Origin of the sequence: Staphylococcus sp. Ze2 (genome assembly GCF_048568365.1) — a bacterium.
Classification (GTDB): Bacteria; Bacillota; Bacilli; order Staphylococcales; family Staphylococcaceae; genus Staphylococcus; species Staphylococcus xylosus.
This window is the reverse complement of record NZ_CP183486.1, coordinates 405,890-417,754: the sequence shown is the minus strand read 5'-3', so window position 1 is coordinate 417,754 and position 11,865 is coordinate 405,890. Positions and strand designations below refer to the sequence as shown.

Genomic DNA, 11,865 nt, shown 5'->3' with positions numbered 1-11,865 from the left:
GAATAGTTCTCTTATTAAGAGTGAGTGGAGGGACTTGGCCCTGTAAAACTCCAGCAACAGCTCAGACGAGCGATGTGCTAAATCCAACAGTTCTAATTTACGAGCTGACAGATGAGAAGATGTGCGGAAGCTCTTCTTATCTAAGAAGAGCTATTTTATTTGTAAAAAAATAAAAGGTGGTAATTTTATGAAATCATTGCACGAATTATTCTCAGAACTTGAATATTGGGAGAATCATGTACCTAATAACATGATGAGTAACATAGCTAAACTAGAGCATATCAAAAGTGTAAAACGTGAAATCTACGCTCGCATAGATATTCATGACTATAAAGCAATTATATTAGAAAAAGAATTATAGGTACGACTATTTTATCTCAAGCTATATTTCTTATCAAACTTACATCTTGATAACTGAACGTTATACAAATATAAAAAGGAGTGCCACAATGAAATCATTTTAACAAAGTATGATTTCTGTGTACTCCTTTTTTATATTTACTTTTACTAGCTATAAATTCTTCATACAATCATTCTATTTATGTTTAGTACCAAAGGGCACATATTTTATTTTTGTATCTTTAGGTATACCTTCATATTGGTTAAATAATGACTGATACCTTGTACTTGTTGGGGTCGGGTGATGCAAATAATGTTCAAAAGGTAATTTTTCCATCGTATAATATTCTTTTTTAGGATGTGCTTTTATCTCTTCTTTTAACTGTGTAATTCGTGTTTCATTTTTTTGATTAATATAGAAAAATGTTCCTAAATATAACGTCGCGCAACCAATTGCTAAAACACCCACAATCTGTTTCCATAGTTGACCAGTAATGTTCAACTGAGAAAATAATATCAATAGGATAATGACAAACAAAGCATAAACTGTATAAAAATTTCTTGGTCCTAACGGTGACACAATCACTAAAGGTGCACACACTAATAAAATAGTAGCCAGCAATAAATATAACGTATATTTAATTTCTTTCGGCTCAACTACTATATGAACTGCTAAAATGAATGCACTTAAAAACCATATACAAACTAATGTATTTACTAAATTAGTAATAAGAAGTATATGAAAATTTTGTAACGCAAATTGTTCATAAATAAAGAAGTAGTATATTGGCAAAATCAATAAACCCGTTATAACAAATACTTGCAACAGTTTAGAGCGTGTATATAACATAGCGTTTCTGAATAATAGCGCAATAACAACACCAATAATCATTAAGATTATCGTCATTTGATTAAAAACCACCCAATCTGGTAATACTGTTGTTAATGTTGTTGTCACTTTATCAATGATGCCGGTATCACTAGACACTTTTTGATAACTACTACCCTCAAAAAATATTTTGCGATAATTAGGATTCATAAACATCAAAATCGTCCCTAGGGATGAAATAACTAAACCTAATATAAATTTAGGATTTAATTTTCTATAAATTAATACATGTAATACGATCGCTAAAACTAAAATCATCGTATTGAATAACGTTGTATTTTCCATAAAAAATTGTCCTACAAAACAGATACAATAAAACAAAATATTAGTTATAGGACCTAAACTTTTCTGTTCAAACAAAATTTCCGAGATATACCATACTATAAACAGCACGCAGAAAGTTGCTGGAACATAATTATAAAACCCAGCAAACCAACCATAAGTTTGCTTATATATATCACTAGGTATCGTCAGCATCAAAATAAATGCACACAAATAATAATATAAAATCTTAGCTTCATTAACAAAACGTCCAATTATCCATATAATCGAAATACTAAAAATCGCATAAGATAACCATCTAAACCAATCAAGTCGAACGGCAATAATTTCTAACATATTACCCAAATAACGCCCATTCAAATTTGCAAAGCGTTCTTGTAGCATCTGAATACCATAGTTACTATACCAATCCCAATCGTCATGTGTTAATGGCGTAAGCATAGCCATAAAAATATAAAAAATCAGCAGTGCGGTTACTGTAAGATAGGTCTTATTCACCCTTAATAATTTCATCTTATTCCACCTCTTGTTCATTCAAATTGGATTGACGAACAATATAGAGTGGACGTTGTTTCACTTCATAATAAATTCTTCCAATATATTCTCCTATGACACCTAATGACGTAAGCTGTATCCCACCTAAAAACAAAACGGAGAAGATTGTTGTGAAATATCCTGGTGTAGACACACCGTAATTTAGCGTATAAATAAAATTAAATAAAATATAGAGAAAACTTAATCCGCAAATGAAAAGCCCTAAATAAATAATGGCACGCAATGGCTTATTATTAAATGAAATCAAACCATCGATACCATAGTTTAGCAATGAGCTAAATGACCATTTAGACTCCCCTTCTACTCGAGTCACATTCTGATATTCAATGACTTTCGGTTCAAAACCAATCCACGCAAATAAGCCTTTAGAAAATCTATTGTACTCTCCCATATTCACGATTTCTTTCACTGCCCGCTGGCTTAATAATCTGAAATCACCAACACCATCTTCTAGTGTGACATCAACCATTTTATTAATAATTGCATAATACAATTGTGACACTCGTTTACGTGCTATGTTTTCACCTGTTCTATCCCTTTTAGCGACAATTTGATCTTCGCCTTCTTTAAAGTATTTAATCATTTGTGGTATTAGTGTTGGTGGATGTTGTAAATCACCATCTAAAATAATTAAAGCTTCCGCGTCTACACTTGCCTTTAATCCTGCGTACATCGCAGACTCTTTACCGAAGTTTCTTGAAAATGATATGTATTTAACTGCATCGTCTTGTTGTGCTAATTGTTGAATAATAGCTAAAGTGTTATCCTTGCTTCCATCGTCTACAAAAAGCAATTCGTATTTATAATTATTGTAGCGGCTATCTTGTTGCATGATTTCTGTTAATTCAGCATATGTTTTTTCAATAACACTTGCCTCATTAAAACACGGAACTAAAATTCTAATCATAAAATAACGTACCCCTCATTGATTTTTATTAATATAAAAAATAACATATTGTATATTATACAACACATTAAAGAGATAATGTGGTTTTGTTAATATTATATTGTGTTTAATTTTTGGATATTCAAAAATTACATTCATTAGATGTAAATTAGAGTTATGTAATAGTTCTCTAATTTAATCATATATTGTATTGTTATTTAAATTTGAAGAGTGTATCATTTAATTATTAAATTTTTATTAAAAGGACAACTAAACTATGGAAGCTGTATATTTGAAATCTATTAGATTAAAAAATTATTTGAGACATGAAAAACCCCTACTGTCGGGAGTAGTCTATCATTTTTTAATTCAATATGTGCAAAGACAGTGACCAATTTTTATTAGTGGAATCTTTATCAGTACTTACTTGTATTGATATACATTTTAACAAGATAATATAAAGACACTTTGGTTACCAAAGTGTCTTTTTTGTGCGAATTTTGATAAATTTTAAATTTACTTTTTAGAAAAGAGGCTTTTACTATGCAATCCAATAAACTTTGGACTAAACAGTTTATCAGTGTATCATTGATTAACTTTCTACTAACTTTAGTCTTTTACTTACTTATGGTTACTATTGCAACTTTTGCAATCAATCATTACCAAGCTTCAATGAGTCAATCAGGGCTTGTCAGCGGTATTTTTATTATCGGCGGTGTTATCGGCCGACTTTTTGCTGGATATTTTATAAATAAGTTCGGACTTAAGCGCTTATTACTTGTCACCATTATTATTTGTTTAGCTATTATCAGTAGTTATTTTATTAATATTAACGTTCAGTTTCTTATATTAATACGTTTATTACATGGGATTCCTCATGGGATGGCATTAACAATCATCAGTTCAATTGCTACACAAATTATCCCAGAATCGCGAAAGTCTGAAGGTATTAGCTATTATAGTATGAGTACGACATTAGCGACTGCATTCGGTCCATTTCTTGGTATATTAATGATTCATTACATCTCATTTTCTATATTATTTAGTTTTTGTTTCGCCATAATGTTTATCGCTTTAATCATGAGTATTTTTGTTAAAGCCCCTAAAGTTACGGAAATCAAAACAGCTTCCGTTAATTTAGAAAAAGGTACATCGTTTCTTAAAAATATCATTGAGCCGAGAGTCATCCCTGTTGGTTTAATCATTTTACTATTAAGTTTTGCATATTCTGGAGTACTAACTTATCTAAATTTATATGCGAGTCAATTAAAATTAACAAGTGTAGCCAGTTTATTCTTTGTGGTTTACGCCATTGTGGTTTTACTAACGCGTCCAGTTGCAGGTAAACTCATGGATAATAAAGGAAACCACGTCGTTGTATATCCAGCAATCATTTTTTATGCAATTAGTATGTTTATGTTAAGCCAAGTTACAAGTGGATTTATATTACTATTAATCAGCGCAATTATGGGATTAGGTTTCGGAAATTTACAATCAGCAACACAAGTCTTAGCAGTGAAATCTGCACCAACTTCTCGTATAAGCATTGCCACATCAACTTATTTCATATTTTTTGATGCAGGCTTAGGTCTCTCTCCATACTTATTAGGTTATGTTACGCCTTTAACTGGTTATGGAAATATGTACGCTATTATGGGTGTTATCATAATAATTACTGGCTTCCTGTACTTCTGTTTAATTGGAAACAGAAAATTAAGTAGCTAGAAAGTAGAGTAGCATGTTGAAATCAAAATGTTCAATTTGATTTCAACGTGCTACTTCTTTTTATTAATACATATTTAATTTAAAGTGACATGATTGTATAAGTAATATTTTCACTTTGCTAGGTCACTTGTCATCTTTATCTTTGTCACTTTTTCCGTCTTTGTTACCTTTCTTTAACTTTGCTTTATTTTGGTCTAGTTTTTCTTTATTTGCTTCAGGAGTATAGTCTACGCCTTTAGAATAATCGTTGCCCGCGTTCCACAATAGATACTCATTTATGCCATGATCTTTAAGCGCTTGTACTTGGGCCTCTACAGCTTTACTATCGTATTCCATATATTTACCTTCACCTAAATATCGTGCTGTAAAGTCTTGTAGCCATGGACGAGACTTCGGTTTCTTATCACCTAATTTATTTAACACAGCTGTTTCTTTATCTAAATAATGATCAATTGCTTCATAAGGTTCCTTATCTGGCGCTTCTAATCCAAAGTCACCTGGACTCCAATGTGACGGATAAATCATAGATGAGATAGCATCTGTATTTTCTGCTATTTTAGGGAAACTTTGACCAATACCGGGTGCTTCTTCAACCATAGCAGCATAACCAAATACATCAGCTGATACCTCGGCACCGTATGGTTTTAATTCTTTACGAGCAGTTTTTAAAAATTGTGAAATTGTGTCTACTCGTTGATCAACATCACTTAATTTACTGTTTTTATATTTCCCTTTATCATACGTTAAACTACTTTCTACATTTTCAAATGCTTCCGGGAATCTTACATAGTCATATTGAATATCTCTAAAACCTGCTTTTGCAGCTTCTTTAGACACATTAATATTATAATCCCATACCTCTTTAACGAAAGGATTGACAAATTTATCGCCACCATCACTTTCCCAAACTGAACCATCTGCTTGTTTGAACGACCATTCAGGATGACTTTCTGCTAAATTTTTATCTTTAAAAGTAACGATTCTTGCAATAGGGTAAATATCTTTCTCTTTCATTTTATTAAGTAACGGCTTGGCATCCACAATATCTAATGTATGTTTATCGATTTCTTTATTACCAGTGTTAAAGTTTATAGTAACGTTCCCTGAATCATCTTTAACATCAATAACCATTGCATTTAAATCACTTTCATCGATAAACTTTGTGAGTTCTTCAAATTTTTCCCCGTTTGTCGCATCGGCACTTACATAAATACCTCTTACTCCATCTTTTGGATATTTCACATCATCACTACTTTTAGTAGCATGATTACCTTTACTTTCTTTATTTGCTTGATTGTCTCCATTTTTCGTATCATTGTTTGAACACCCAGTGATTAACAATGCACTAGTTAAAACAGTCGGTATAATCCATTTTCCCTTCATTTAGCATAAGCTCCTTAACTATTATGTATATTGCACTACTTAATTCATTTACATTCCAAGTTTAACTAATGCTCTTTGTATTGTAAACGTCTTTTTAAAAACATTATTCATTAATCGATATTTATGATGGCACAAAACACTTATCTATATGTTTGATATAGCGTTGTTTTATAGGTGTCAGAACAGTGCCTTCACACAACCCGATGACTGACCCCTTGTCTAATTAGCGCATATGCTTTTCTCAAGTAAGTAATAGACATTTTAAATGATGTTAAATTTTTTACTTATGAAGATGAGTATAGTTGAGGGGAAACTTTTTTAAGGAGGATGAAGAAGGCAAAATTTAAAAATCGTTCCAGCTTATCCACAATTATAAAAAGGAGCGTACTTCCACTTACTAGCTATAAATGATATGGCAAAAGTTTTATTCTATACAGCAAACAAGCAAGTATTAATTCGTAATATGCAGAAATTATGGAGACAACCTAGCAAGCGTTTTAATTATCAAAATACAATGATTGCTATGATTAATGGGAATCCAGCAGGCGCTATATCTTGCTTGCCTTACAGTGAGCTTCAGCAACAAACATTTACTACTGTGTGGCAAATTGCAAAAATTCAAAAACTTGCAGTTGAAAATACTACAGCGCAACGTTTATATACTCAACAAGGATACGAAGTTATCGGGCAATCTGGGGTTAATCATGCGAAAGTTTATAAGATGCGTAAAATGATTAAGTGATTCTCTTATTTTCAACTATTATTACTTTTTAATCATTAAATAATATATATAAATAATACTAAGTACTATAAAACTCATAAAAACCAAGCACATCGATAATATTAAATTTTGCTCAATTACAAGTATTGAGCATATAATAATAAATGTGGCACAAGTCAGGCAACAAATAAAAAGTTTAACTAAACGATTAACTTTATGTTTTAGGACCTTATCTGCTTCAATTGAGGCAATAATGTTAATATTCTTTGTCCTAAAAATATATATTGAATACGAAAAGTTAATAATTAAGCATAACAAAATAAGAAGAATATTTATTTTCATAATTGCAACCTTCCAAAATCAATTTGTTGATTCAGAGATATAAGAATATTCACGTTTTACATCCCTAGAAATCAAATACATTTTCAAGTCTTGTTTGGTGTTTGCTGTAAAGTATAACTGCCGTTCAATTTTTAACTGATTACTGTTCACTATCGATTCCCTAAACTTCACAAAAATATTTGTCATTTATAATATCACCTCTATGTAAAACTATTAATATAACTCACCTTAAATCTATCATAATTATTTATGTTAATTATAATATTTTCGAATCTTTAATTTTTGAACCTTTTAATTTAAATAAAAATACATAGTTAGCGTTATATTTATTGATGTGATGCGCGTATTATTACCTTAGTTATTATAATTTTAAAGGGTTGCCATCGTGATAGTTAACAATGACAACCCTTTTTATAATTAATCATTTTTCACTTTTAGTCCACGGTAACGATTAAGTGCTGCACAAAACTCTTGTTTTCTTGGCAGTGCTAAGTTACCTGGATGCCCATTAAATGATGATATTACATCTAACCCTTGTTCTTGAATAACTGCGTATAATTTATCTGCTGCTTGAGATAACGTATCTTGTTCATTTAACAAATGACTTTGATAATAATTTATCATTGCTGCTAAACATTGGGTTTGACTTGTATCCACTAATTGTTCCAAACCGGAAATATCGATAAGCTCTTTGCCATACAAAATGGAATAGCGTCCCTTAACTTTAAAACGGTTGTCTTCCCCTTTTTTAGTAAAACTCGATTTTAGCGGTACTCTAGCAGGTAGATTGCCAAAATCACTATTATTTGTAGCATTTGTCGTATTAACCGGTGTTTCAGCAATCGCTTTTGCATTTTCAGTAACATCTTTCAAGACATATTCATCCATCATTAATACTTGATCAGCAACCTCAAAATAATCACCTGAGCCACCTACAATTAAAATAGTCGAAACATTATAATCTTTATACAGTGGTTCTACCTTACTCGCAAATGGTGTGATAGGTTCTTTTTCCGGGGCAATCAATCGTTGCATACGGCTATCCCTAATCATAAAATTTGTAGCTGAAGTATCTTCATCAATCAATAATAATGATGTACCTGCTTCCAATGCTTCCATAACATTCGTTGCTTGGGATGTACTACCACTGGCGTTTTCAGTAGAAAATTGTTGCGTACCTTTATTTCCCGGTAAATTATTTATAAATGGGCTAATATTTACCTTCTCAATATGGCGACCATCTTCAGCTCTAATCTTCATGGCATCATGACATGTAATAACGTATTCTCTACCATCTCCGTCAATATGATTATAGATACCATGCTCAAGCGCTTCAAGCACAGTCGATTTACCGTGAAAGCCTCCACCAACAATTAAGGTAATACCTTTAGATAGCCCCATGCCAGTGACTGTCTTTCCACTTGGCACAGCCATTTGTACTTCTACATTTTCAGGACTTGTAAAGGCAACTGCATTAGGTAAATGCTTATCTGACACACCACTTTTGCGTGGTAATATCGAACCATTTGCAATAAATGCAACAAGATCTCTACGTTCAAGTTCCTCACGAATGTAAGCTTGATCTAGCATTAACGTAACCTGTGTATCTAATTTTGTATGATCTATATTTTTATAGAGCAATGATTCATTTACGATGTCGGGCAGTATTTCTATTAATGTACTTGCCGCAGCTTTCCCTAAAATTTTTCTTCCTGCCGCAGGTAAACTAATTTCAAGTCTTACTTCGATGTCCTGTTTATTGATTACTACCGCTGTACGTTCTAAAATTTCTTGACCACATTGATCTATAGCAATGTTTGATGCAGCTTTACCATTTTGGTTATTTTGCTTCAATGAACTTATACTTTCATTAAAAGTTCGCGCTAAAAAGTCTGCTACAGCGATGACTTTATCTTTAGTATCTAATAAATTGTTAGGGATATTTGCTATATCTCTGTTCATAACTACCCTCATTTTGGATGGAGGGGCATACGGGTCTACTTGTATATGGTCTATCGCAAGTTGAAACTGTTTGAACTGATATGTTCCTTTTAGTCGTTTATAAGCACCATATTTCTGTCCATCTAAGGATTTTAATATTTGTGCTAACTCCGTTGCATTTTTCAATAAAAAACCTCCTAAAGTGGTTTGACGAATTTTGTATATCCAAAATATTTTCAAGATAAGTATAAGATAATGAAATTTATGTGTACAATAAAATTAATATCATACGACCTTACATACCCAAAAGTTTTTCATCATATCACAATACTAATTTGTTTCATTACTTATAAATTAGAGCCATAGGTTTAGCCCTTCTATATCCACTATAAAAAACACTTCCGCTTATTTCACCTTTTAAAATGAAATCATGCGAAAGTGCTATTATTTTAATTTACTAGCATATATTTACTCGCTTCTTGTGTTTCTAAAAGCGTTAAATCTTTTGTTGCATCCATAAGCGAATCGAGTGATTTTTCAAAATAAATTATTGTGGCTTGATATAAACCATTGCCACAATCCTGAAGTGTCGTTCTCACATTGTCTTCACCAATCAATGCGATTGCTTTTTTAGACTTCTGTATATGTGCTTCTAAAGCTTCTATTGATACAACATCACTTTTCTCAATACAAAAGTAAACCTCTTCTAGATTTGTTTTTTCTATTCTTTTCAAGTAATGTGTGTTCATTGGTTGTAATTTATATTTTTCATTTTCTACATTTTCAATCGTAGATTTAAGCATAATCAAGCTCCTTGTCTGTTGTTCGTTATTATTTATATTTTCACTATTTAAATCATATATGCCATAGTTACTTTTCTATTATTAAGTCATTTGTTTTAACATTTCGCAGTACATCAATTAAGAAGTCAATGTTCTTATTACTTTTCCTCCTCTAATTTTAAAAAGTACTCGTCTACTCGTCAGTCTTCTTTAAAATTTTACGTTACATTCAATTGTGTATTTATACACCTCAAAATACACACAATATTCAATATAGTATAAATTTATACATAAATAAAGCGAAAATGTATTATAACTAATAAATTAATTTTTGTTAAATGAAAACTATACGAATTAAAATTTTTTATTATCTTCATCAAATACATATTAATCTTCTTTTAATAATCATTTTTTCAATAAATCAATTACTCCCACAATATTCTCTCCACAAAAAAACTCCCACTATTGCAATTAGTGAGAGGATCTCGCTTATATATGAAATTTTATAATAATCCGTTCTTTATTAATCAATTGTTCTATATACTTTAGAATTCATTAGAATAAACAACCAAACAACGATACTGGCTATGGCTGAAATTGCTAAAACATTAAAAATTGAAATATCCATTGTATTTAATCCAGAAATAACAACATATGAAATTGGATCGAAACCAGTCATTGCAAGGAATATTAAGCTCATCACTCTGCCTGTCACCTTTTCGTCTGAAAATTCTTGAGCCATTGTAATAAATGGAATATAAACTATTGTATACGTAAATCCTATTAAGAATAATAATACTATTTGCCAAATTAAACCTGTCACTTGTGTAAATGCCAAGAATATTAAAAGCATAGCTAATAATGTAAATAATGTTATTTTCCCTCTAACTTTAGTTAAAGTGACGATACTAAGTAATACTGTTCCAGATAGCATACCTACACCTAAGCTCGATTGTAAGTAAGTTAAATTGATAGGTGTACCTCTAGAAGCTTCTACTAATATAGGAATACCTACACTTAAAGCTCCCAAACCAAAAAAGTTAGCAGTAACAAGAATAATAATTCCTGTAATTAAAAAACGGGATGATTTTACGTAACGGAACCCTTCAATAATATCTTTAATCGGCGTTTCATTAGAACGTTCTGGTACTTCCGTTTCTTTAATAAAGGAAGGAAAAACGAATATTGCTGATAAAAATACAAAGATTAGAGCAACGTAGAAACTTGTTGCGATTGAAAAACTTTCCATAATCATACCTGCAACAATTGGTCCAAGTATAAATGATATTTGAGTACCACCTTGGAAAAGAGAATTGGCTCTTTGAAGTTGTGCTTGTTTAACTACTTTAGGGATCAACGATGTACATGCAGGACCAAAAAATGCATCCAACATACCAAATAAAGCAGCTAAAATCATTAAAGGAATTAATGAAAGTTGATTATTAATAATAAGAAAATAGAGGATCACCATAACGGCAGCTTCTGCAATATTTGAATAATACATAATCGTTGTTTTCTTAAATTTGTCAGCCACCATACCACTAAATGTCATCATCAGTAGTCTAGGCACCGTAGCCGATACTAATATGTAACCTAATGCCATCGACGATTGTAATTCTTTAACAGCATACCATGTAATCGTTGTTAAAATTGTACTAAATCCAATCATGGCAAAAATACCAGCTGCTAACATGAGCATGTATGTACGATTGAATATAAGTTTGTTAGATGTTGTCAATTTTATTCCTCCTATATTGCAATTAGATGTTGTCCATTTCTTGATATGTAATTTAATAGATCTTGATGCTCATTTAAATTGCTCATGTATGCCTTATCTATTCTATTTTAAAAGACAAATACTATAATTACACGTTTTTTATTATTAAATTTATTTAGCATGTTATAATTATAACAAAAATTATCTATATTTTATAATTTATATTAAGGTCTTTTATTCTCCGAAGAAAAGTTTAAAATAATAAAACAATTTAGTTATAAATATATCAACTTAAAATTTATA

General features: G+C 31.0%; 9 protein-coding genes and 1 riboswitch. Of the genes, 3 read left to right on the top strand and 6 right to left on the bottom strand.

Features of this window, described 5'->3' with window-relative positions; all coding sequences use genetic code 11:
- The first annotated feature begins 8 nt into the window (after positions 1-8).
- A riboswitch (SAM riboswitch) is annotated at positions 9-118 on the top strand.
- A 69-nt stretch (positions 119-187) separates the two neighbouring features.
- Positions 188-361 carry a hypothetical protein gene (locus ACM591_RS01720; protein WP_167330402.1) on the top strand — a complete coding sequence of 58 codons (174 nt, stop codon included), beginning with the start codon at positions 188-190 and terminating at the stop codon, positions 359-361.
- Positions 362-535: 174 nt separating this feature from the next.
- On the opposite strand, the gene ACM591_RS01715 is transcribed toward ACM591_RS01720, so the two are convergent.
- Positions 536-2,023, bottom strand: coding sequence for a DUF6056 family protein (locus tag ACM591_RS01715; RefSeq protein ID WP_029378603.1), 1,488 nt, complete (start codon positions 2,021-2,023; stop codon positions 536-538).
- A 1-nt stretch (position 2,024) separates the two neighbouring features.
- Positions 2,025-2,972, bottom strand: coding sequence for a glycosyltransferase family 2 protein (locus ACM591_RS01710; protein ID WP_029378604.1), 948 nt, complete (start codon positions 2,970-2,972; stop codon positions 2,025-2,027).
- Between the two features lie 522 nt (positions 2,973-3,494).
- Between ACM591_RS01710 and ACM591_RS01705 the strand changes: the two genes are divergently transcribed.
- Entirely contained in the window at positions 3,495-4,676 is a 1,182-nt protein-coding gene (locus ACM591_RS01705; RefSeq protein ID WP_058625615.1) for an MFS transporter, read from the top strand.
- Positions 4,677-4,799: 123 nt separating this feature from the next.
- Here ACM591_RS01705 and ACM591_RS01700 read toward each other — a convergent pair whose 3' ends face one another.
- On the bottom strand, positions 4,800-6,059 hold the full coding sequence (locus ACM591_RS01700) for a putative glycoside hydrolase (RefSeq protein WP_418354405.1): 1,260 nt from the start codon (positions 6,057-6,059) through the stop codon (positions 4,800-4,802).
- Between the two features lie 412 nt (positions 6,060-6,471).
- Between ACM591_RS01700 and ACM591_RS01695 the strand changes: the two genes are divergently transcribed.
- The gene (locus ACM591_RS01695) at positions 6,472-6,801 is read left to right on the top strand and encodes a hypothetical protein (protein ID WP_029378607.1); all 330 of its coding nucleotides are present in this window, start codon (positions 6,472-6,474) and stop codon (positions 6,799-6,801) included.
- Between the two features lie 738 nt (positions 6,802-7,539).
- Here ACM591_RS01695 and ACM591_RS01690 read toward each other — a convergent pair.
- From ACM591_RS01690 to ACM591_RS01680, 3 genes are all read right to left on the bottom strand, one after another.
- Positions 7,540-9,249, bottom strand: a complete 1,710-nt coding sequence (locus ACM591_RS01690; RefSeq protein ID WP_326026882.1) for an ABC-ATPase domain-containing protein — start codon at positions 9,247-9,249, stop codon at positions 7,540-7,542.
- A 263-nt stretch (positions 9,250-9,512) separates the two neighbouring features.
- Positions 9,513-9,866 (bottom strand): hypothetical protein, encoded by a 354-nt coding sequence (locus ACM591_RS01685; RefSeq protein WP_029378609.1) that lies wholly within the window; start codon positions 9,864-9,866, stop codon positions 9,513-9,515.
- 502 nt (positions 9,867-10,368) lie between these two features.
- The gene (locus tag ACM591_RS01680) at positions 10,369-11,583 is read right to left on the bottom strand and encodes an MFS transporter (protein WP_326026883.1); all 1,215 of its coding nucleotides are present in this window, start codon (positions 11,581-11,583) and stop codon (positions 10,369-10,371) included.
- Positions 11,584-11,865: the final 282 nt, after the last annotated feature.